25 protein-coding genes and 1 pseudogene are annotated in these 20,960 nt (G+C 68.9%); 15 read left to right on the plus strand and 11 right to left on the minus strand.

Annotated features, from left to right (window positions below; genetic code table 11):
- Positions 1–8: 8 nt before the first annotated feature.
- Positions 9–368 carry a hypothetical protein gene (locus ACFWZ5_RS06945; protein ID WP_384785038.1) on the minus strand — a complete coding sequence of 120 codons (360 nt, stop codon included), beginning with the start codon at positions 366–368 and terminating at the stop codon, positions 9–11.
- Between the two features lie 289 nt (positions 369–657).
- On the opposite strand from ACFWZ5_RS06945, the gene ACFWZ5_RS06950 reads away from it, so the two are divergent.
- Together ACFWZ5_RS06950 and ACFWZ5_RS06955 are read left to right on the plus strand one after the other, a co-directional pair.
- A complete protein-coding gene (locus ACFWZ5_RS06950) occupies positions 658–1,677 on the plus strand; it encodes an alpha/beta fold hydrolase (protein WP_384785035.1) in 1,020 nt (339 codons plus the stop codon).
- 244 nt (positions 1,678–1,921) lie between these two features.
- A complete protein-coding gene (locus tag ACFWZ5_RS06955; protein ID WP_384785032.1) occupies positions 1,922–2,371 on the plus strand; it encodes a peptidase inhibitor family I36 protein in 450 nt (149 codons plus the stop codon).
- A 137-nt stretch (positions 2,372–2,508) separates the two neighbouring features.
- Here the strand turns inward: ACFWZ5_RS06955 and ACFWZ5_RS06960 are convergent.
- Positions 2,509–2,652 (minus strand): annotated as a pseudogene (locus ACFWZ5_RS06960) (hypothetical protein); the annotation flags it as partial.
- A gap of 239 nt (positions 2,653–2,891) precedes the next feature.
- Here ACFWZ5_RS06960 and ACFWZ5_RS06965 point away from each other — a divergent pair.
- Both ACFWZ5_RS06965 and ACFWZ5_RS06970 read left to right on the plus strand, forming a co-directional pair.
- Positions 2,892–4,271 (plus strand): MFS transporter, encoded by a 1,380-nt coding sequence (locus ACFWZ5_RS06965; protein ID WP_384785434.1) that lies wholly within the window; start codon positions 2,892–2,894, stop codon positions 4,269–4,271.
- On the plus strand, positions 4,268–5,491 hold the full coding sequence (locus ACFWZ5_RS06970; protein ID WP_384785029.1) for an FAD-dependent monooxygenase: 1,224 nt from the start codon (positions 4,268–4,270) through the stop codon (positions 5,489–5,491). Before ACFWZ5_RS06965 ends, ACFWZ5_RS06970 begins: the two co-directional genes overlap by 4 nt.
- Before the next feature lie 76 nt (positions 5,492–5,567).
- Here ACFWZ5_RS06970 and ACFWZ5_RS06975 read toward each other — a convergent pair whose 3' ends face one another.
- Positions 5,568–7,043, minus strand: a complete 1,476-nt coding sequence (locus ACFWZ5_RS06975) for an FG-GAP repeat protein (protein ID WP_384890497.1) — start codon at positions 7,041–7,043, stop codon at positions 5,568–5,570.
- A gap of 245 nt (positions 7,044–7,288) precedes the next feature.
- Here ACFWZ5_RS06975 and ACFWZ5_RS06980 point away from each other — a divergent pair, with 245 nt between their 5' ends.
- Positions 7,289–7,627, plus strand: a complete 339-nt coding sequence (locus ACFWZ5_RS06980) for a hypothetical protein (protein WP_384785023.1) — start codon at positions 7,289–7,291, stop codon at positions 7,625–7,627.
- Positions 7,628–7,657: 30 nt separating this feature from the next.
- Here ACFWZ5_RS06980 and ACFWZ5_RS06985 read toward each other — a convergent pair whose 3' ends face one another.
- The 5 genes from ACFWZ5_RS06985 to ACFWZ5_RS07005 all read right to left on the minus strand — a co-directional run bounded on the left by ACFWZ5_RS06985 (position 7,658) and on the right by ACFWZ5_RS07005 (position 11,153).
- The gene (locus ACFWZ5_RS06985; protein ID WP_384785020.1) at positions 7,658–8,257 is read right to left on the minus strand and encodes a YdcF family protein; all 600 of its coding nucleotides are present in this window, start codon (positions 8,255–8,257) and stop codon (positions 7,658–7,660) included.
- A gap of 76 nt (positions 8,258–8,333) precedes the next feature.
- Positions 8,334–9,167, minus strand: coding sequence for an alpha/beta fold hydrolase (locus tag ACFWZ5_RS06990; protein WP_384890499.1), 834 nt, complete (start codon positions 9,165–9,167; stop codon positions 8,334–8,336).
- Entirely contained in the window at positions 9,164–9,427 is a 264-nt protein-coding gene (locus ACFWZ5_RS06995; RefSeq protein WP_384785014.1) for a hypothetical protein, read from the minus strand. Before ACFWZ5_RS06995 ends, ACFWZ5_RS06990 begins: the two co-directional genes overlap by 4 nt.
- Positions 9,428–9,561: 134 nt before the next feature.
- Positions 9,562–10,140: a dienelactone hydrolase family protein gene (locus ACFWZ5_RS07000; RefSeq protein ID WP_384785011.1), complete on the minus strand. Its 579-nt coding sequence runs from the start codon at positions 10,138–10,140 to the stop codon at positions 9,562–9,564.
- A 140-nt stretch (positions 10,141–10,280) separates the two neighbouring features.
- On the minus strand, positions 10,281–11,153 hold the full coding sequence (locus ACFWZ5_RS07005) for a helix-turn-helix domain-containing protein (RefSeq protein WP_384890501.1): 873 nt from the start codon (positions 11,151–11,153) through the stop codon (positions 10,281–10,283).
- Between the two features lie 2 nt (positions 11,154–11,155).
- On the opposite strand from ACFWZ5_RS07005, the gene ACFWZ5_RS07010 reads away from it, so the two are divergent.
- The 4 genes from ACFWZ5_RS07010 to ACFWZ5_RS07025 all read left to right on the plus strand — a co-directional run bounded on the left by ACFWZ5_RS07010 (position 11,156) and on the right by ACFWZ5_RS07025 (position 13,353).
- Positions 11,156–11,485: a hypothetical protein gene (locus ACFWZ5_RS07010; protein WP_384785008.1), complete on the plus strand. Its 330-nt coding sequence runs from the start codon at positions 11,156–11,158 to the stop codon at positions 11,483–11,485.
- Positions 11,486–11,806: 321 nt separating this feature from the next.
- Entirely contained in the window at positions 11,807–12,052 is a 246-nt protein-coding gene (locus tag ACFWZ5_RS07015) for a hypothetical protein (protein ID WP_384785005.1), read from the plus strand.
- 86 nt (positions 12,053–12,138) lie between these two features.
- Complete coding sequence (locus ACFWZ5_RS07020) at positions 12,139–12,702, plus strand: DinB family protein (protein WP_384785002.1); 564 nt, start codon at positions 12,139–12,141, stop codon at positions 12,700–12,702.
- Positions 12,703–13,062: 360 nt separating this feature from the next.
- Positions 13,063–13,353 carry a hypothetical protein gene (locus ACFWZ5_RS07025; RefSeq protein WP_384784999.1) on the plus strand — a complete coding sequence of 97 codons (291 nt, stop codon included), beginning with the start codon at positions 13,063–13,065 and terminating at the stop codon, positions 13,351–13,353.
- A gap of 359 nt (positions 13,354–13,712) precedes the next feature.
- Here the strand turns inward: ACFWZ5_RS07025 and ACFWZ5_RS07030 are convergent, their stop codons facing one another.
- The gene (locus ACFWZ5_RS07030) at positions 13,713–14,357 is read right to left on the minus strand and encodes a dihydrofolate reductase family protein (RefSeq protein WP_384784996.1); all 645 of its coding nucleotides are present in this window, start codon (positions 14,355–14,357) and stop codon (positions 13,713–13,715) included.
- A gap of 146 nt (positions 14,358–14,503) precedes the next feature.
- Complete coding sequence (locus ACFWZ5_RS07035; RefSeq protein WP_384784993.1) at positions 14,504–14,905, minus strand: DUF4259 domain-containing protein; 402 nt, start codon at positions 14,903–14,905, stop codon at positions 14,504–14,506.
- 204 nt (positions 14,906–15,109) lie between these two features.
- Here ACFWZ5_RS07035 and ACFWZ5_RS07040 point away from each other — a divergent pair, with 204 nt between their 5' ends.
- From ACFWZ5_RS07040 to ACFWZ5_RS07055, 4 genes are all read left to right on the plus strand, one after another.
- Complete coding sequence (locus tag ACFWZ5_RS07040) at positions 15,110–15,781, plus strand: class I SAM-dependent DNA methyltransferase (protein ID WP_384785428.1); 672 nt, start codon at positions 15,110–15,112, stop codon at positions 15,779–15,781.
- A 435-nt stretch (positions 15,782–16,216) separates the two neighbouring features.
- Positions 16,217–16,756: an ArsR/SmtB family transcription factor gene (locus ACFWZ5_RS07045; RefSeq protein WP_384784989.1), complete on the plus strand. Its 540-nt coding sequence runs from the start codon at positions 16,217–16,219 to the stop codon at positions 16,754–16,756.
- A complete protein-coding gene (locus tag ACFWZ5_RS07050; RefSeq protein WP_384784986.1) occupies positions 16,753–17,094 on the plus strand; it encodes a DUF1707 domain-containing protein in 342 nt (113 codons plus the stop codon). The genes ACFWZ5_RS07045 and ACFWZ5_RS07050 overlap by 4 nt, the downstream gene beginning before the upstream one ends.
- A gap of 233 nt (positions 17,095–17,327) precedes the next feature.
- Positions 17,328–18,602: an MFS transporter gene (locus ACFWZ5_RS07055; protein ID WP_384784983.1), complete on the plus strand. Its 1,275-nt coding sequence runs from the start codon at positions 17,328–17,330 to the stop codon at positions 18,600–18,602.
- A gap of 75 nt (positions 18,603–18,677) precedes the next feature.
- Here ACFWZ5_RS07055 and ACFWZ5_RS07060 read toward each other — a convergent pair whose 3' ends face one another.
- Positions 18,678–19,121 (minus strand): MarR family winged helix-turn-helix transcriptional regulator, encoded by a 444-nt coding sequence (locus ACFWZ5_RS07060; RefSeq protein WP_384784980.1) that lies wholly within the window; start codon positions 19,119–19,121, stop codon positions 18,678–18,680.
- Positions 19,122–19,202: 81 nt separating this feature from the next.
- Here ACFWZ5_RS07060 and ACFWZ5_RS07065 point away from each other — a divergent pair, with 81 nt between their 5' ends.
- Both ACFWZ5_RS07065 and ACFWZ5_RS07070 read left to right on the plus strand, forming a co-directional pair.
- Complete coding sequence (locus ACFWZ5_RS07065; protein WP_384784977.1) at positions 19,203–19,397, plus strand: hypothetical protein; 195 nt, start codon at positions 19,203–19,205, stop codon at positions 19,395–19,397.
- Positions 19,397–20,851: an MFS transporter gene (locus ACFWZ5_RS07070; protein WP_384784974.1), complete on the plus strand. Its 1,455-nt coding sequence runs from the start codon at positions 19,397–19,399 to the stop codon at positions 20,849–20,851. The genes ACFWZ5_RS07065 and ACFWZ5_RS07070 overlap by 1 nt, the downstream gene beginning before the upstream one ends.
- The last annotated feature ends 109 nt before the right edge of the window (positions 20,852–20,960 follow it).

The following is a 20,960-nucleotide window of genomic DNA, read 5'->3' on the forward strand; positions in this document are numbered from 1 at the left end:
TCGTGTCGTTACGCCGGGACCACGCGGTAACTCAGCGCTGCCCACGGGAGATCGGACTGCGCGAGAGAACCGGTCGCCCACGAGGAGGCGCCGCCGCAGTCGGCCTTGGGGTACAGCACCACGGACGCGGAGCCGGAGACGACCTGGACGGAGCGGGCCGGCGTCGCCAGCGTGTGACACGTGCCGAAGTCGCCGAGGTCGACCTTCGACACCGTCCCCGTTCCGTGGGTGCCCGAGTAGAGGTACGCACCTTCCCGCAACGGAGGCCAGTCGGCGGCGTTCGCCGTCCCGGCCCCGATGCCGATGAGAGCCGCGGCCACGGTGGCGGCAGCGGCGGCGCTACGAAGTTTCGACCTGGGGGTGAACATGAAACACACCCTTTCGTGTGTGAGTGGACCGGCGCAGACATGGGCACGCCCTGTCCGGGCGAGCGCGGCCGGTGGTGAACTCTTACATGTCCAGTCATGTGTCGGTGAGATCGAATCCAGTCACACGTGTGAGTGGAGGAAGTCGCATACCTTTTCGCATCGTCGGCTCCAGGCGGGGTTGCCTGACGCCGGGATGCCCGTAGCATGCTTTCGTCACCAGTTAGGCCGGTGATGATCGATGCATGCGTGCGCAGTCTCGTACACCCCGGATCGAAGGCGAGGACGCAAGATGATCAGCAGGCGGAAACTGACTCAGGCCGTGGCGGCGACAGCGGCGGCGGGTACGGCTGTGGCTCCGGGTACGGATGCGGCCGCGGTCAGCGCCCCGGCCGGGCAGGCCGCGCGCGGTCTGGGACCGGTACGCCAGACCCGTACCGACGTACTGGACATCGCCTATCACGACGTCGGCCCGGCCGACGGCAAGCCGGTGATCCTCCTGCACGGTTGGCCCTTCAGCCCCGTCGGCTCCTACGCCGAGGTGGCGCCCGCACTCGCACGGCGCGGGTACCGCTGCTACCTCCCCTATCTGCGCGGCCACGGACAGACCCGCTTCCTGCGCGGGGACACCTTCCGGTCCGGTCAGCAGGCGGCGCTCGGCGCGGACCTGGTCGCCTTCATGGACGCCTTGCGCGTTCCGCGGGCCCTGTTCGCGGGATACGACTGGGGCGGGCGGGCCGGTGACGTCGCCGCCGCACTGTGGCCCGAGCGCTGCACCGGCCTCGTCTCCGTGAACGGCTACCTCATCCAGAACCTCGCCGTCGCCCAACAGCCCCTGGCCCCCGCGCTGGAGGAGGGCTTCTGGTACTTCTTCTACTTCCTCACCGAGCGCGGGCGGCAGGGACTCCAGCGCGACAGGAAGGGCCTGGCGCGCGTCGTCTGGCGCCGTAACTCGCCCGAATGGCAGTTCACCGAGGCCGAGTTCGCGGAGGCGGCGGAGCTCTGGGCCAACCCCGACTACGTCGACGTAGTGATCCACAACTATCGGCACCGCCTGGGCGCCGCCCCTGGTGACCGCCGGTATGCCCGACTGGAGCGGAGGCTGCTGGGCCAGCCGGAGATCACCGTCCCCACGGTCACGCTGGACGGTCAGGCCGACGGCGTCATCCCGCCGACCGACGGAAGCGGGTACGCCGCTCACTTCTCGGGCCCCTGGGTGCATCACGTCGTCCCAGGCGCGGGACACAACCTTCCTCAGGAGCAGCCCGGGGCTTTCACCGACGCGATCCTCGAAGTCGACGGCATGGGGTGACGCCTGTCGATCCATCACTTCCTGGGCAGGTGATGCGGGGAGAGTGTGTCCTGACGCGCGCCCTTGCCGTGGCCGGTCGCTGACATGTCACGGCACCGGCACACGTATCTTCTGCTAACGTGCGCTCTGCGCCTCGTGCTCACACGTATCACCTTCGGTCCAGCCCAAGCGCGACGGGCTCAGTCGCAATCGACCTCGATGCGATCCCGGCACGACCTCGACACGACCCAGAAAGTGGAAACCCATGATGCTGAAGTCCTTCAAGCTGGCGGCTGCCGCTGTCACCAGTGCGGCCGCCGCGGCGACGCTGCTCTTCTCGGCGGGACCGGCCGCCGCGGACAACCCTCCGTACAGCGGCTGCCCGGGATGGGCGCTGTGCCTCTACCAGAACGGCGGCGGAACGGGGTCGAAGGTCATCGTCACCCCGCCTGCGGCAGGCGGGAACTCAAAGATAGTGAGACTGACGAACACGCACTTCCTGAACGGGGACCCGGCCGACAACCAAGTCTCGTCCTGGCTGAACAACTCGCAGTGCCAGGTGGAGTTCTGGGACGACCCCAATGGGGAGCTCCACCCTTCCGACCTGGACTTCGCGCAGTGGTGGCACTGGGGTCAGACCGGTGACTACGCCTTCGGGACCCCCCAGGCGTACAACAACGACAGGCTGTCCTCGTTCCGGTTCTACTGCCCGTAACGGAACACCCCCGGTCAGTCCAGGATCGTGGCGATGCCCTGGCGGCGCAGCTCGGCAAGACCGTCCAGCATGGCCTGGATCTGCTCGGGGGAGTGCCCGACCCATCCCTGAAGCTCCGAAAGCACGCGCACGGGCTCGCGGGTGCGATAGGAACGCGTGGGGTTGCCCGGGAACTTCTGTCGGTGAGGTCGGGGTCGTCCTCCAGATCGACGGTCGGCTCCACCACGCCCCAGCGGATCCCCCGGGACAAGGTCCGCGCTGGTGCGCAGGCACCAGGACACACGAGCGGCTGGTCCGGGCGGACCAGGGGAGGACGGCGGCCGGGGACGATGCCCGGTGAGGCGCCGCAGGGGAGTGTGGGAGGCGCGTGAATCCCGCGCATTCCCCTTGGCCCAGCGGTGTCTGGAGTGATCAACAGGTGGCGAGCGACTCCACGCACGTGCCCGAAGTCGTGCCCGCAATCAACGATGAAAACGATGAAAAGGACGTCCACGTCCGAAGCTGTGGTGCCCCGGTCCGCATGGGGAGGCTGTCGATCGGTGCCCTCGGCGTCCTGGCCCTCGCCCTCGGCACCCTGCAGTCTGCGGTGGAGCCCGCGCTCCCGCAGCTGCAACGTGAGTTGGGGGTCAGCCCTGCCGAAGGGGCCTTGATCGGCAACACATTGCTCATCACCGGTGCGGTCGCCGCGCCCGTCGCGGGCAAGCTCGGCGACCGCTACGGCGGAAAGCGGGTCCTTGTCCGGCTGATGGCCGTGGTCTCGGCCGGCGGTCTGCTGGCCGCTCTGGCGCCGAACCTTCCGGTGTTGCTGCTCGGTCAGGTGTTGCAGGGCGTCATGGTGGGTGCGCTGCCCCTCTCCTTCATCCTGGTGCGCAAACACCTCCCTGCCCGCGCGGCACAGCTGGCGATCGGTCTGGTCATGGCGCTGTTCACGGGCGGCGCCATGGTGGGAACGGTGATTGCCGGGCCACTCGCGGAAGGGCTGTCCTGGCCTTGGATGTTCGCGCTGCCGACGATCGCGGTCACCGCGACGACAGTGGTCGTGGCCCGGCTCATGCCGCATGATCCGCCGATCGATTCGGGCAGCAGGATCGACTGGCCCGGCGTGGTGCTGCTGAGCGGCACGTTGCTCGTGTTCATGCTCGGGCTCGTGAGGGTGACGGGCGCCGGGTTGTCGCCGCTCTCGGCCGGTGCCGTCGTGGTGGCCGTGGCCGCCCTGGCGACCGGATGGGTCGTCGTCGAACGCCGGGCAACCTCGCCGATGGTCGACCTCCGTATGCTGGCGAAGCCTGCCATGTGGCATGCGTGCGTGCTCACCCTGGTCATCACCACCAGCTTCGGGATGGTGACCTTTCTGCTCCCGCAGCTGTTCGCGATATCGGGCGACGGATACGGCTTCGGACTCGGCACCACCGACATCGGACTGTTGCTGCTGCCCGGTGCCATCGCCGGGGCGGTCAGCGATTCGGTCGGCGGGATCGCGGCGCGGCGTTTCAAACTGCGTGCCGTGCTCGTCGTGGGCGCCGTCGCCACGGCCGCCACGATGATCGCCCTCACGTCGCTGCACGCCGCGGCATGGCAACTCGTTCTCGCCAAGGTGCTGACCGCGATCGCCGCGGGTATCGGCACCACAGCGTTGCTCACCCGCGCGGCCACCGCCGTGGACACCAGGGACACCGGCATCGCCACCAGCCTGCTCGTGGTGACGCGCGTGATCGGCGTCGCCCTGGGCGTCCAGGTCGGCGGCGCCATCCTCGACGCCGGGGCCGACCCGATGACGGGCCGGCCGACCGAATCGGCCTTCGTCACGGGTTTTGCCACCGCCGGCCTCGTCGCCGTACTGACACTGCTCGTTGTCCGTTTCACGCTCACCAAAGCTCACCAAAAAGGAGCCCAGGCATGATGTCTAGCGGTCTGTCGATGGACGTGAGTACTCCCGCGCAGCGCACGGTTCTGATCTCCGGGGCCAGTATCGCCGGACCTGCCCTGGCGTACTGGCTGACCCGGTCCGGATGCGCGGTCACCGTGGTGGAGAAAGCAGGCGCGCTGCGCGCGGGTGGTTACCCGATCGACGTCCGCGGTACCGCGACCGAGGTGGTCCGGCGGATGGGGATACTGCCGCAGCTGCAGGACGCGCACATCGACTCGCGTCGCTGCACCTTCCTCGACGCCGACGGCAGCAAAGTGGCCTCGCTCAGTCCGCACGCCGTTGCCGGCAGCGTCGAGGGACAGGATCTCGAGGTACGTCGCGGGGATCTGGCCGCGCTCCTCCACGCGCTGGTCCGCGACGACGTGGAGTTCCTGTTCGGCGACTCCATCGAGACCCTCGACCAGTCCGAAGAAGGAGTCGACGTCACCTTCCGCAGTGGGCAACAGCGCACGTTCGACCTGGTGGTCGGCGCCGACGGCATGCACTCCCGCACCAGAGAGTCCCTGTTCGGCCCCGAAGAGCAGTTCCACCGCTACCTCGGCTACTGCTTCGCCGTCTTCACCATGCCGAACACCTTCGGCCTCGCGCACGAGGTCGTGCTGTGGAACACCCCGGGGAAAACCGCGGCCCTCTACGCCGTCGAGGACAGCGACGAGCTGCACGCCTTCCTGAACTTTCACCAACCACAACCGCCGTTCCACGCCCTCCGGAACCCCGAGGCCCAGCGGGACCTGGTCGCAGCGACCTTCGCAGGCGCGGGATGGGAGGTCCCTGCCATGGTCAACGCCCTGCACGACGCGGACGACCTGTTCTTCGACACGGCCGGTCAGATCCGCATGCCCCACTGGTCCAGCGGCCGCGTCACACTCGTCGGCGACTCCGCGTACGCACCCTCATTCCTCACCGGACAAGGGTCGAGCCTCGCGCTGGTCGGCGCTTACATGCTCGCCAACGCCCTGGCCACGAACCGGGACCACACGGCGGCCTTCGCTGCCTACGAACGCGGCGTACGCGAGTTCGTCACCATGAATCAGGCACTGGTCGACAACGGCGCGGCCACGCTCTTCCCCACCACGGCACGGGCCCTGGAGCAGCGCAACACCATGCTGCGTGACCTGGTCACCCTGCCCTCAACGACAGCACGACCGGCCCACTCAGCCCTGACGCTGCCCGAGTTCGCGTCGATGCCATGACCGTACGGCAGCCGCAGCCGCAGCCTGAAGGCACCGAGCCGTCGCTGAGGGCGGGCGCACCGTCGGTGGGACGCACTCAGTGGCTGTTCAGCGGCTTGCCGTACTTCTGGGGCGTGGACAGGTAGGGGAGGCCGAGCGTTCGGGGCGAGAAGGCCGCAGAGCCGTTGGCCGAGCCCTCGGGGAGAAGCCATGCGGCGCCCAGGGAGGCGTTCTCGCCAGGGGATCCGACGGTGACATCCGGTACGCCGTCGGCGTTGTGGTCGCCCGCGGCGACCGCCGCGCCGAAGGTGTCGCCCGCCTCGGCGACGCCCGGGACGCCGGGCGTGTCCTGGTTCCAGGTGACGGACTTGGCGGCGCCGCCCGCGTCGAGCAGGCCCTTGGCGCCGCCGCGGAGCAGCCAGGCCGCGCCCGCCCCCGCTTTGCTTCCGATGGCCTCACCGGGAGCGCCCGCGACCAGGTCGTCGCGGCCGTCGCGGTTGACATCGGCGACAGCGAGGGCGGCGCCGAAGCGGTCGCCGTCCTCGGCCACGCCCGGGACACCCGCCGTGTCCTGGTTGAGGGTCTGGGCGCGGCTCCCGAACGAGCCGCCCGCGGAGCTTCCGTAATGGACGTGGATGCCGCCGCCCTTGGCGAGGTGTTCGGGGCCGCACGGGTCGTCGATGTTCTCGTCGGCGATCTCACGGCATTCACCGAGCGCCAGGTCGTCGTGGCCGTCGCCGTCGAAGTCGCCGGCGGCCAGGGCGGTCACGCCGGCGTTGTCCGTGTTCCAGAAGTTGGCCATCTCGGAGCGGTCGGCATCCCACCTCCACAGGCGTACGTGGGACTGCGTGCTGGGGTCGCCCGCGGTCCAGTACGCCACGGCCAGGTCCGCCGTGCCGTCGCTGTCGAAGTCGCCGGTGGCCAGGACGGGGGCGCGGCCGCCCATGGGGGCGGTGACAACGGTGGTGACCATGCTGTCCTCGCCCTGGATGACACGGGCGACGACCTTGTCCTTCCCGCCGACCACGATCTCTTTGTTGTGGTCGCTGCCGCCGGTCAGGTCGGCCGCCACGACCGATGAGCCGTACGCGGCCGACGGCGACGGCCCGGTCAGGACCGTCGACCCCGGTCCCGGGCCGTTCCTCGAACCGCCCACGGCGATGACCATGCCCGCGTCCTTGCCGCGGTCGGTGACGTCCTCGCCGGGGACACCGGCGAGCAGCTCCGCGATGCCGTCGCCGTTGAGGTCCGTGAGGGCCACGGACGCGCCGAAGCGGTCGCCCGCCTCCGGGGAGCCGGGAACCTCGGGAGTGGCTTGGGTGACACGGATGCTTCCGTGGGCGCCGACGCCTCTCGGGCCGCCCCAGACGACGTTCACGTACCCGGCTTTGGCCTGGCCGCCGACGGTCCCGTCCGGGACGCCGACGGCGAGGTCCGCGTAGCCGTCGCCGTTGAAGTCGCTCGTGGCGGCACGGGGTGCGGCAGCGGCGGCACCGGACGGGAGGACGAATCCGGCGGTGGCCGCGGCCGCGGCTGAGATGGCGTACGTCAGGATGCGGCGGCTGTACGGCACGGAGGCCTCCACTCGGTCGACGGGGACGGGCGACGGGGTACGGGTTTGCCAGGTGTGACCGTCGAAGGGCGGAGCTGGTTGTACGGAGTTCACCGGAGGTTGGCAACGAGGTCGGCAACGGCGTTCGCCGAGGCCGACGGGTTCGCAGGGACGGTTTCCCGTCTGCGGCGAGGGCGATGCAGGCGTGGTCGAGTCCCCCTGTAAAGATCGCCAATTTGTTCTATCTCTGTGGAACGATCACCGCCATGGAGATCCTTCGGAACGTCTTCCTCGTCTTCCACCTCTTCGGGTTCGCCGCGCTCCTGGGCGGCCTCTTCTTCCAGCTGCGGGAGAAGGACCCGGTGACGGGCAGCTACATGCTGAGCAGCGCGGTCGTCCAGCTGGTCACCGGTGCGGGGCTCATCGGGACCCGAATGTCCCTGGATCTGCCGGTGGTTGAGGCGAAGATGGGGGTGAAGCTGGCCTTGGACGTCCTGGTGGCGGTGACGGCGCTGGTGGGTATGCGCAACAAGCAGCCGTGGGCCTTCTATGCCGTGGGGGTGTTCACGGCGGCGGCAGCCGTCGTGGCCGTCGTGTGGAAGTAGGTCCCCGGGCATCCACTCACTTGCCACAACTCACTTGCCGCCCCTGAGGCCACGGAGCGTCCACAGTCCGTACAGAGCCAGCAGTGGTTTGACGACCAGCCACTCGCCGGGGCGGTAGTCGTCCGCCCGCACGAGCCTCTCGGCGAGATCGGGGCGCTGCCGCCGCAAGTACGCGCGGGCTTTGAGCGCGTGAGCCGGCTGGGAGACGATTTTGATGCGGTCGGCGTCCTCGAGCAGAGGGATCACGTTCGTGATGTTCTCCCATGTGGTCGTGCTTTTGCCTTCGAGGAGTACGGTGCCGTCGAAGGCGAGCGCCGACTGTGCGTAGTCGGCCATCAGTTGGGCCTCCGTGGCGCCCCCGTCGGTCGTGCCACCGCTGGTCGTACCCCCGCTGAAGATCAGGCGTGTGTCACGCGCGTCGTCTGCGGCGATGGAGCGGATTCCGGCACGGACCCGCCAGCGGTTGATGAAGTTCGCCGTGGCTTGGGGGTTGTGGAAGCCCAGCACGACCACGGCCTCGGAACAGCCTCCGCTGTTTCCCGTGAGAGCGCGAGACCAGCGCCAGTTCAACCACTCGCCCCAGGCCAGGGTCGCAGCGCCGGCAATCGCCAGTCCTGTCCGTCGTCGCATGCGGCGACTCTAGGGCACACCCCTCGGCTGTCTTCGGCCTGAAGCTGGTGCCGGCAACACCGGCATGTGCCGCTCGCTACCGGGTCGCCGCCTCGGCGAGGAGCTTGGCGGTGGCTTCGGGTGACTCGACGGGAAAGTGGTGGGTTCCGAGGTCGACGAGGACGACGTCGAAGCGGCCCCGGTAGCGGTCGATGGCCTCCTGGCTGGTCAGGTCGCGAATCGCGAACACGGTGATCGGCTGCGTGGTCTCGCGCAGCGCCGCGTCCATGTCCCAGCGCACCAGGCCCTCGAGGGAACGCAGCCCCGCCGGCTGCCGCACACGCGACATCTTCGCCGTGTAGACCTCGGTCAGCGCCGGGTCGGTGCCCTGCGGTGTCCCTCCCTCGACCAGGCTCCGTACCGCCCTGGGGAAGTCCTCACGGAACACCCGCAGTACCTTCTCGGCCCGGGCCTCTTCCTGCGCGGGGAACAGAGCCAGGTAGTGCAGCGCGTCGAGCGCGACCACACGCGAGACCTTCTCCGGCAGCATGCGCCCGACCTCGACGGCGACCGCCCCGCCCATCGAGTGCCCGGCCACCACGGCCGAGCCGACCGACTCGGCCTCAAGGACGGCCATCACATCGCGCGCGAACTCCTCCATCGTCCACACCGCCCGCGTGGACCGCGACTCGCCGTGCTCGGCGAGATCCACCGCCAACACCCGGCAGTCCTCGGGCAGATGGCGGGTCACCGCGTCGAAGTCGCCCCGGTGGCACGCCCAGCCATGGATGAGAACCAGCGCCGGCCCGTCGGCCGGGCCGCTCGCCGTGTACCGAATCGTCGTATCGCCCCCACGCTGAACCTCACGGGGTGCGGCGGCCCTGAACCCAGCGGTCATCTCGGACTGTCCCTTCACTTCTGTCACGGTCATCTCTCGGCACGGTCATCTTTGCGGGCGGCGGCTGCGATGCACAGCGCGTGCCCGATCATCACCGCGTCCGCCCGGCCGCTCGCCACGAGGTCGTCCGCCGGTGACAGACCCCCGATCTGCCCGACCGGGGTGACCGCGAGCGCCGAGGTCCTCTTCAGGGTGTCCGCGAACGCGGCATGGACCCCCTCCCGCACCGGCGCGCGGGCCGCCGTGTCCCGCACCACGGGGCCGGAGGAGACATCGAGAAGGTTGATGCCCACGGCTGTCAACTCCTTCGCGAACGCCGCGGCGTCGCTGATGGTTCCTCGACCGTTATGGCCCGCGTAGCTGTGTCCAGTGGCGGTGCGGTGTTGCCCTGCGCGTCCGGCAGCTTTCGGCAGATGTGTGGGTCGGGCTATGTGACGCGGTCGAGGAACGCGAGCACCCGGTCGGTGACCTGGGCGGCGGCGTGCTCGTCGTACGTGGGCAGGCTGCGGTCGGTGAACAGGTGTGTATCGCCGGGGTAGAGGAAGAGCTCGGCACCCGCCGCCGTCTCGACGAGCATGTGGGCCGCGTCCACGTCACCCTCCCCGGCAAAGAACGGATCCGCGTCCATGCCGTGGACCTGGACCGGAACGTCCTGGGGCCAGACACCGCCGAACTCCGAAACCGGCACGCATGCCTCCAACAGCAGCGCGCCCTTGGCGCCGGGGCGGGTCTGAGAGAGCTTCTGTGCGGGCAGGACGCCGAGCGAGAACCCGAGGTAGACGAGCTCCGTCGGCAGCGCCTCGGCGGCGGCGGTGCCGCGCGCAATGATCGTGCCGATCCCGGTCCTCTCGGCGTAGCCCATGCCTTCCTCGAGGCTGTCGAATACCCGCCCCTCGAACAGGTCCGGGACATGGACGGTGTGTCCGGCCCGTCGAAGTCGCTCGGCGAACTCGCCAACGCCCGCGGTCAGCCCGTGCCCATGATGGAAGACCAGCACCTCAGCCATGTCGCTCCCTTCCTCCCGGCAGCGCCCGGATGGCGCGGCGGCACGAGTATGCCCCGCAGCACTGACACCCGCGGTAGGGGCGAATTCATCCTGGTCATAGGCTGGGCAGAGGTGTGGATGCCGCCGAGGAGTTCGAAGATTCACGATCGCGTCGGCGCACCGCTGTGGCTAGCCTGGCGGGCCGGGCATGGGCCGGGGGTCAGGATCCGGATCGCCGCCGGACGCGGTACGAAGGCGGAAGTGCTCTGCAATCGGGGGACTAGACCGGCGCGGAGCAAGGAGGACTTCCCGCTGCCCGAGGGCCCCAGGACCACGGTGATGCGATGCGTGCGGGCCAGCTCGACGAGATCCTCCGTCAGGCGAGTACGGCCGAAGAAGCGGCCGCTGTCACCCGGCTCGAAGCGGGCCAGCCCGTGATAGGGCGCATCAGATGCATCTTCGGGCTCCACGAGGACGTGGTCGGCTTCGCTCCGGGCGTCGCGCCAGCGCTGTTCCCACTGCCCCACGTCCGCGCCGCAGGCCTTGACGTAGGCCAAGGTGACATCCAAGGAAGGCAGTTGTTCCCCGGCAGCGGCCTGGGACAGCGCAGTGATCGAGTAGTCCGACTGCTGGGCCATCACACGGTAGGGCGGACCTCCCGCCCGCTGGCGTAGCTCCCGTAGCTCCTGGGCGAACCGCGCCACCGGACCGCCATCGGGATCCAACGGTTTCTCGCGACGCCCCACAATCCGGCCCTCCCCGTTTCCCCGCCGACGCACCGCGGCGCGCCCCCGGCTGACACCCGCGGCCCACCCCACCACGCCGCCGCAACACGCCGGAAGCCACCCATCAGCCACTCCGGACCCGCACCGGACTCCGCCACATTGTTCAGCACCGCGAAACCAGGCTGCTGAACAACGACGACCAGCGAAAACTCGATACCAGCAAGTCCATCCGAGCCTGCCGCCGACACCGGCCACGAACGACCACGTCGACGTCGACGGGGACGTGCGGCATTGCGTAGAGGAGGTCACTGATGAGAATGCCCAAGCCCATGTGGTTCGTCGGCTTGGCGTGTGCGTCCGTTCTCGGTACGGCGGTCAGTCTCGTCCCCGCCGCCCAGGCGGCTGACGACGCCGCGCGGTCCTCGCAGACGCTGCCGCCGGAACTGCGGATCCTGGGCTGTTCCCACTCCTGGTCCGACAAGGACAACGCCGAGGCGGACATCGATCGCACCGCCGTCAGCGTCCGCTCCGGCCCGCACGCCACGAGCGACGGGGGACCGTGCACCGTGCTGTTCCAGCTCAATCGCCCTGACCACGTGTACTACCACTGCTACACCACGACCAACAGCGAGGGCACCTGAACCCACCTGCGCAAGCAGGGCGGCTCCCAGATGGGGTGGGTGAAGGACACGCTCCTGCCTGACGGGGGGAGCCAGGAGCGCTGCTGAACCTGGCGGACACGGCACGCAGTTCGCCGGGCCTGACACCCGGAGCGTGACCTGGCCCGCTGGCCGGCCCGGCACCACCTCGGCCGTCGTAACGGTGCTCGAACAAGCACCGTTACGACGGCTGTACAGGCGCGTCGCCGTCCTCGCCCGCAGCCGCAACTCGAAGGCTCGGGGACGCCATACCCCGGCGCCAGGTAAAGGAAGAACGACCTCCGGTGACTCACCGGTGAACTGTTGGCGACCCGCGCCCCGAAGGCCCTCCGCGTCGCCCTCACGCCCCTGTGGGGCGACGTCGACGGGAACACGCTGCTCGGCGTGACCGGCTCCCGCGGCAGCACAGGACTGGCCACCTGCAAGCGCTGGAGCGGCTACTTCCAGGGTTGGATGTACTGGACCCGGCACGACGGCCTCGGCAAGACCGGCTACGTAGGCAGCTGGAACACCAACCTCACCCACTCCCACCTCAACAGGTGCAGCTGACGCACCACCACGGTGCGCCCGGCCCTCGGAGACGGGGGCGTCCGCGAGGGTCGCAGCCCGGTCCGCGTTGTATGTAGTGTGCGGAAATGACAAGAAGTGAGCGGCTCGCGGAGCAGTTGGACTGGTACTGGAGCACGAACCTGCGGCCGCGGCTGGACGGTCTTACCGATGAGGAGTACTTCTGGGAGCCGGTGCGCGGCTGCTGGAGCATCCGCCCACGTGGCACGTCGGTCGCACCGATGCCGCTGGGTTCGGGGGAGTTGACGATGGACTTCGCGTCCCCTGGCCCGGTGCCGGCACCGGTGACCACGATTGCCTGGCGGCTGGCGCACATCATCGTCCAGTGCCTGGGCTATCGGGTCGGGTGGTACTTCGGCGGCCAGGACGTCGACTCCGAGACATTCGCCTACGCGGGGACCGCGGACGAGGCGCTGAAACAGCTCGATGAGGTGTACGAGAGGTGGAACGCGGGGGTCCGCACGCTCTCGGACGCCGACCTGGACAATCCGCCCGCGGTGGGTCCCGAGCGGTTTCCCATGGAGAACAGGATCCTGCACGTCAACAGGGAGCTGATCCATCACGGCGCTGAGATCTCCCTGCTGCGCGACCTCTACCGCTGGCAGGACGGAGCCGTACCGCACCGGATATGACTTCCCGGCGACCGAGCGTCGGAGCCTAGGTCATCCCGAGGTGCCCAGCGTCATCCCGAGGTGCCCAGCGCTGACCTGCATGGTCGGGCCCGGCCACACCCGCCACCCTGGTGGTCGACGTCCACCACCAGGCCGCGGCACCGCCCTGCGGATAGTGACCCATCGAGCCCGAACTCGTCCCCGGAGCGTCGACACCACCCCGAACGGCTGAGCGGCTGCCGCACTGGACAGCACACGCCGGGTCGCGCCCGGCACGAAGGCCCACCACGCCCCCGTCGGGGTGGGCCTTCACCGTTCCCGCCCGATCACGGGCCCAGCGCCGCTACGCTCCGGGCCCTCACACCGTCCTCGGGGGGACCCATGCGCCGCTCCACCATCTTCATCCCCGCCACCACACTCGCCATCGCCGGAGGCCTTGCCGGCGGCATCCTCTGGCTCACCCGGCCCACCTACGACGACCACGTCAACGACTGCGTCGCCGCACTGAAAGACCGACCGACGGGCGACAAGACCAAGCCGAGCGCCTGCCGCGACGTGACGGACGACGACTACGCGGACCTGCTCATGTCCCACATGGTCGAGCGCGAGGACCGGCCGGACGAGAACGGAGACCCGGACAGGGGGAAGGTACTGAAGGACGAGACGCCCTGAGGCTCAGGGCGGGCGGGGACGGGATCGGCGCCAGGGGGGCCCGATCCGTGGGCACCGGCCGGAAGCCGTCGCTCGCAGACGCTCGGTGGGCCACGCCCGAGGCGAGGTCGAGGGCACGCCGGGGCAGTTCGACCGGCGGCCCGGGAGACGGTTGCCGGAGTGATCGCCGAGAGGGCGGCGGACACTGTGACTGTGCCGCAGATGGCGCTTGAAGCCTCCGTCGCCGTACGCCGCTGCCTTCGCGACGTGAGATCGGGGGCTGAGCGTGCCCAACTGCCAGCCAGGGATGGCGGTGACGGTGCCCTCAGGGCCGACCCCGGGAGGCGGAACAGCCGCCCGGGGTCGGCCCTGAGGTGCGGTCACTTTCGCCAGAACAGGTGGTGCGTCACACCGCTCGGGCTGGGCACGACCTCCAGGTGGAACCGGTCGAGCAGTTCATCGGGGGACTCCCACAGCCGTAGTCCGGTCCCGAGCTTCATCGGCGAGACGGCCACATGCATGGTGTCGACAAGGTCGGCGTCGAGGAACTGCCTGATGGTCCTCACCCCGCCGCCGAGCCGGACGTCCTTGCCCTGCGCCGCCTCCCGCGCCTGCTCCAGGACCGTGGCCGGGTCACCGTCGACGAAGTGGAACGTGGTGTCGGACAGCGTGAACGAAGGACGCTTGTGGTGGGTCATGACGAACACCGGAGTGCGGAACGGGGGCTCCTCACCCCACCAGCCGCGCCACTCATGGTTCTGCCAGGGCCCGCGCTGGGGCCCGAACTTGTTGCGGCCCATGATCTCGGCACCGATGTTGCGGTCGTAGTCCCGCGTGAAGTAGTCATCCAGGCCCCGGCTCCCCCCGGGATCGGTACGCATGGGCCAGCTTGCCGTGGCGCCCGCCCAGGCGAACAGTCTCTCGGGACGGACGTGGCCGAACGGACTCTCCAAACTCTGGTCCTCACCGGCACCGATGCCATCACTTGAGACATTGAAGTTCTGAACTCTCAACAACTGAGACACATGTTCCTCCTGTGCTGTCGGACAACGGTGGTAAGACTCTCCGGGCCGGAAAAACTCATCGCTGCGCCCGTGAACCGGTCGGACACTGGGCTACCGGGTACCTGACCGGCGAGGTTTGTGAGGTTCGGGCAGTCCTCTGATGCTCGCTATTCCAGTGCGGCGAGGATCAAGCGAACCTCGTGGCGCCAATCGGCTGCATCGCTGTCGTCCACCCAGCCCCGAGCCAGTTCGGATCCCTCGCCCAGGACATGGTGAAGGGCTTGCTCGGCCAGCGCACGAAGCGCGACCGGCAGGTCTGGCATCGCCACTTTCGGTGCGTCCTCCGGATCGATCACAACTGCGCTGCCCGGAACCTGGGCGGCGATCAGAGCAGCCGCAGCGCATGCTTCCGCGCCGTCCCCGCCATCCACCCGGGCCCCGGAAGCAACGACCCGCTGCAGAGCTCCCTGTAGCACATGGACGATTTGGTCGGGTGCGAGTCTTTCGAGTCCGTCAACGAAGTCGCCGGCGAGATCGCTGTCGAACGGCCCGGTTCCCCACGTCCCCATGCTTGGCTCCTGGTGTCGGCTGTCTGCGGCGGTCCCAGCATTCCAGCCGTCACTGACAATCATCATCGCCCGCAGAGCAAGGCCCCGACCTGCTCGCGGCTGTCCCACGCCGACCAGAACTACGTACGCGTCGAGACCACCCTCCCCGAGCTAAGAGGCCCGGCCCGTTGGTCTGGTGGATAGCCTGCGGTCGTGGGAACGGAACTGAACACTGACGACTGGCTGGAAGACACGCGGACTTCCTACGACACTGTGGCCGCTAGCTACGCGGACCTGACGCGTCACCTCCTGGACGAAACGCCCGAAGAGCGTGCAATCCTGGCGCTGTTTGCCGACCTTGTGCGTGCCCAGGGCGGGGGACCAGTCGCTGACGTGGGATGCGGGACGGGAAGGATCACGGCTCACTTGCATCAGCTGGGCTTGGACGCGTTCGGGATCGACCTGTCGCCCGGGATGATCGAGGTGGCCAGGCGCGATCACCCTGGGCTCCGGTTCGATCTCGGCTCCATGACGGACCTCGCCCTCGCCGACGCCTCGATGACTGGGTTGGTCGCCTGGTATTCGCTGATCCATGTCCCCGACGAGGAGATCGGCTCGGTCTTCGCACACTTCCAGCGCGTGCTTCGGCCTGGTGGACCGCTGCTGCTCAGCTTCCACGTCGGTGATGAGTCGCAGCTGAAGACCGAGGGCTATGGCGGGCACCCGATGAACGTGTACGTCCACCGGCGGCAGCCCAGCCAACTGACCGCATGGCTCCACAACGCCGGCTTCGCCGTCGAGTCGCAGAGAACACTCTCCTCGGCCGAGAGCAAGCTCGGAGGGATGATTCTCGCGCGTCGCCAGGGTGCTGGTACGGAAGAGCGAGTTGAACGCTGAGCAGGGCTGCAAGTGACTTGCGCCGCCTCAGATATGGGACTCCGTCAGGGCACTAACGGAGCGAGACGTTAGTTTCTGGCTCCGTCGGGAGGGAGACTGCCGACCGTGACCAGGTCGAGGGGCTCGAATCCGAACTGGCCGACCTGGCAGACCGTTTGGAGCGCGCCTGGAAGGGCGGTGGCCCGAGCCGCGCAAGATGCCGAGGCGGCGAGAGTCCCGTCGGGGACCGGATCTGTCGCCGATCGGCCCGGCCGTTGGGTCGGCAGGAGAGCGCTATGAGCTGAAAGAGCTGCCCGAGCACCCCATCGCTGCCTCAACTAGCCGCGCCCTCATGTTAGTTGTAAACTTTTCCAACCAACAAAGACTGATCCAATGACGAGGGATGGGTCGATGAGTACGCAGCACCCAGGCGCAGCGCCAAGGCGATGGAAGGGTGTGCACAAGGCGCTCGCCGACCCTCTGCGTATCCGGATGCTGGAAGGTCTGTGGGAGGCGCCGCAGTCCGCACGTGAGCTTGCCGACCGTCTTGAGCTTCCTGCTGACCGGCTCTACTACCACCTGGGTCAACTCGAGCGGGCCGGGCTGATCGAGATCTCCGAGTACAGGCCGCTGGCCCGCGGCAAAGTCGAGCGGATCTACGCCCCCGCAGTCAGCGAACCCCCCAGCGATGCCGCGGACCCGGAAGAGATGGCGGACTTCCTCGGCTCGATGCTGGACGCCACCCGGGCCGACATCAACGCCGCCTACCGGTCCAAACAGGCCGGTGGCCGACGGGAGGTCGACCTCCACCGCGGCGCGCTGCGGCTCACCGACGAAGCACTCGCCGAACTGCGCGGCCACATCGAGCGGCTCGCCACCCAGTTCGGGAACCACGACGCTCCAGGGGTCTGGACGCGAGTCGTCATCGCGGTCGTCGACCTGCAAGACCGCCCGACCCCGGACGCCGCGACCCCGGAGCCTGAGAGGTCATCATGAAGGACAGCGAAGAGTCCACGGCAAGCCCCGTCTTACGCGCCTCCGACGCCGAGCGCGACCGGGTCGAGGCGCAGCTGCGACATCACTGCGCACTGGGTCGGCTGACACTGCCCGAGCTGGAAGAACGCGTAGCCATGGCCTTCGAAGCACGCACCCGCGATCAACTCGATGCCCTCGTGCGGGATCTGCCGGGAGAGGTGGAAGAGCCCGCCGCCTCACCCGCTCCCGTGATCGACACGCGTCTGCTGATCATCCTGCTGTGTACGTCGCCACCTGCGGCGCTCATCTACTGGCTCATCTGCCAGCGCACGGCACGCCGGAGCAACCCACGGCCGTGAGTCCTGGAAGACGTTCCTGGATACGGAGATCCGCAGTGGGTGCACGAGATCGATCGTGCTGAATCCCGCTGTCCTGCCGTGTCCCGAGGCCAAGTGGCATCGGTCTCATCGGCATTGATCATGCAGTCGAGCCCAAGGCGACTCCCGAACTTGTGGGAGATCGCTCCGAGGTCTGTGCACTCTGGCGACTTCGTGCCGCTGCCGGTGCGTGCGACCGTTGTTAGCCTGCGCCCATGATCGAGGGGGGATCGTCCGGCCGCACAGCTTACATGGCGTTGGGCAACAGGGCAGAGCGTGTCCTGATCGTGGCGAGCTTCGTCAATCGAGTCGGCAACGGGCTCTTCAACGCGGCGTCGGCGCTCTACTTCACGCTGGTCGTGGGTCTGTCGGCAGCGCAGGTCGGTGCCGCTCTCACGGTGGCCGGCTTGATCGGCCTGCTTGCGGGGGTACCGGGAGGTCACCTGGCCGATCGACGTGGGCCGCGCACGATCATGATGCTTGCTCTGGCGGTTCAGACAGCGGCGATGTCCGCTCTCGTGTTCGTCGGGAGCTGGGGCGCCCTCACGGTCGTCGCTACCGTTGGCCAACTGGCCGCGGCCGCTGGCGGCGCAGCCTGGGGAGCCCTTGTGGTCCGGGTCGGCACCGACCGCCCGGCGCTGTTCAGGGCGAAACTCCGTACGTACGTCAATCTGGGCGTCATCCTGGGAACCGTGGGCGCCGGATTCGCGGTGACAGCGCATACTCGTACGGCCTACACCGTGCTGATTCTCGGCAACGCGGCCAGCTTTGCACTGTGCGCCCTCCTCCTGTTCCTGCTCCCCAACTACAGAGCCTTGGCGCCACCGTCGCAGCAGCGCCGCTGGATCGCCCTCACCGACCGCCCGTTCGTGACCTTCGCAGCCCTCTATGGGGCGATGGGGCTGCAGTATCCGGCAGTGTCTCTGCTGCTGCCGATATGGATCTCAGAACACACGGACGCACCGCGCTGGAGCGTGGCCGCGGTATTCGCGCTCAATTCCGGATTCTGTGTCCTCCTGCAGACCAGAATCGGATCCCGCATCGAAACCCCTCGCGATGGCGGCAGAGCGTTCCGCACGGCAGGACTGCTCTTCCTCCTCAGCTGCCCGATGATGGCCCTGACCGCGCACGCTCCCGTGTGGGCAGCCGTCGGCCTCGTGGTCGCAGCGATCTTCGTCCATAGCCTCGGGGAGATCTGGGAGTCCTCGGCCGGCTTCGCCCTTGGCTTCGGCCTGACGCCGGACCATGCCCAAGGCCAGTACCAAGGGCTTCTCGGGCTCGGCTTCAGCGCGGGCCAGGCGCTCGCCCCGGCCATCCTCACCACCGTCGTGCTCGGTCTTGGCACGGCCGGCTGGCTGCTCCTGGGCGCGTTCTTCGCCGCGGTGGGCGCCGCAGGACCACCGATTGAACGCTGGGGCACGCGGACCCGATCGCGGCGGGAATCTGCGGCTGCGGGGTGCAACGGAGAACCGGACGAGGCGCACGCATAGCCGCGCGCTGGGTTCTCGGCGACGAGGGTTACGACCTCAAGCGGAGGTTCCGTCCGGCACCGGCGGCCGAAGGGGTCAGTCCGAGGGCGTGTCGATGAGTAGGCGAATACCGTCGATCAGTGCCTGCGCCTGCCCGTCGGGCCAGTCCGCGATCAGGCCCGCGAGGTGCTGGGTCAGCGCCTTACGGAGCCCGGTGACCGTGGCGCGACCCTTGGGCGTCAATGTGAGCAGGGTGGCCCGGCCGTCGCTGGGGTCGGGGCTGCGCTGGAGCAGGCCCGCGCTTTCGAGCCGGTCGGCATAGCGGCTTGCGCCGGATCGGTCGATACCGACCTCGTCGGCAAGCCGCGCCGCCGACTGCGGTCCGAGCCGAGCCAGCCCGCTGAGCACCGGGTAGGTCTGACGGTCGACTCCCGGCGGTGCCGAGTCGAGGACCGCGTCGTAGAGCGCGCTCCGGTTACGCCGCAGCAGCAGCTGTCCCAGCGCTTGCTCCAGGTCACGTGCCAGTCCCGCATTCGCCATCCGCCCATGATATGTGCGAGTCGCACGGAATGGGCGTAGGTTGTTGCGTGCAAGTCACACGCACTTTCTCTGGGAGGTCTCATGGTCATGGGTCACGCGCTGACCCGGCGGGTCAGCGGTCAGCCGGACGACGTCGCGGTGCGCGTCGCGCACATCACGCGGGTTCTCCAAGGCGCGTTGCTCGGCCTTGCAGGCGCCCAGCTTGCGGCACCGGTCGGCGCGGGTGAGATTGCCGAGCGGCTGATCGGCACGCGGCGGACCGAGGGGGCACGGTGATGACCGAGAGGCGTCGCAGCGCGCTGATCGGGCCGGTACTGGTGCTGGCCACGCTGGTCGCCAGCATCATCAGTTCGTTCGGTGCTCCGCTGATCCCCACGGTTGCGCACGAATTTCATGAGTCGCTGAGTACGGCGCAGTGGTCGCTGACGGTGGCGCTGCTGGTCGGCGCGGCGAGTTCCCCGGTCCTGGGCCGGCTCGGCGACGGCCCGCGACGGCGAGTGACGTTGCTCGGCGGCCTGGCCGTGGTCACGGCGGGCGGTGTCGTGGCTGCGCTGGCGGGAGGCTTGGGGATGTTGCTCGTCGGCCGCGGACTGCAGGGCGTCGGGCTCGGCCTGGTGCCGCTGGCGATGGCAACCGCCCGGGAAGAGCTGCCGCAGGCCAAGGTCGCGCCGATGATTGCGCTGCTGTCGGTATCGGCGGGGGCGGGCCTCGGCGCCGGCTACCCGATCAGCGGGTTGCTCGCCGAGGCGTGGGGACTGGCGGGGGCGTACTGGTTCGGCGCGATCGTGTCCGGCCTCGCGTTGATCTGTGTCGCCGCGGTCGTACCGTCGAGTGCGGGGCGGGGCGCCCCTGACCAGTTCGACTGGGTCGGTGCCGTGCTGCTCGCGCCGGCGCTGGTCGCCGCACTGGTGGCAGTGGCGGAGGGCACGCAGTGGGGTTGGGGTTCGCCGGCGATCATCGGCCTGTTGGCCGTCGGCGCGGTGCTCTTCGCGGTGTGGGCCGTGCAGCAACTGCGCACCGGGAACCCGCTCGTTCAGCTGCGCCTGCTGCGCCATCCATCCGTGCTGTCCGCCGATGCCTGCGCCATGGTGCTCGGCGTCGCGATGTACATGGGGCTTTCAGGGGTGACAGAGTTTGTGCAGTCCCCACGCTCAGGTGGATTCGGGTTCTCCGCGTCGGCCGTCGTGGCCGGCCTCGTCCTCATCCCTCTGTCCTTCTTCATGCTGGTCAGCTCCCGCACGCTGCCGGCCTTGGTGGCACGCATAGGGATCCGCGCGGTGCTGACGCTGGGCTGCCTCGTGGCCGGGCTGGGCTGCGGATTCTTCGCGGTCTTCCACAGCGGGCTGTGGCAGGCCTTCGTGATGACGGGTGTCCTGGGCGTGGGACTGGGTATCACCTTCGCTGCGATTCCCGGCCTGATCGTGCAGTCGACCCCCGCCCGGGAGACAGGTAGTGCCATGGGCTTCTACCAGGTGGTCCGCTTCACCGGCTTCTCTCTGGGCAGCGCGCTCACCGCCACCGTCCTGGCCGCTCATGTCAGCGGCAACGGTCAGCCCGTGGTGGGCGGTTACACCATGGTGCTGAGGTTCTCCGCCGGTTTGTGTGTCCTCGCCGCCGCCCTTGCCTGGTTCCTGCCCGCCCGTTCCACCCGGCTCGCACCCGCGGAGCGCCCGCCCGCCGACGAGGTCCGGCTGGTGGACAAGACCGACGTCGACGACCTCTCGTCGTAGGCGGCCAGCCTCCAGGCGGGATGGCCCGCGCCAGGCCGTCGTCCACGGTCCACGGCCGAGTGCTCGCACTTCGCGAACGGCCGAATCGACCTGCCGGTCGCGCTGACCA

This window comes from Streptomyces sp. NPDC059003, assembly GCF_042740445.1.
Taxonomy (GTDB): domain Bacteria; phylum Actinomycetota; class Actinomycetes; order Streptomycetales; family Streptomycetaceae; genus Streptomyces.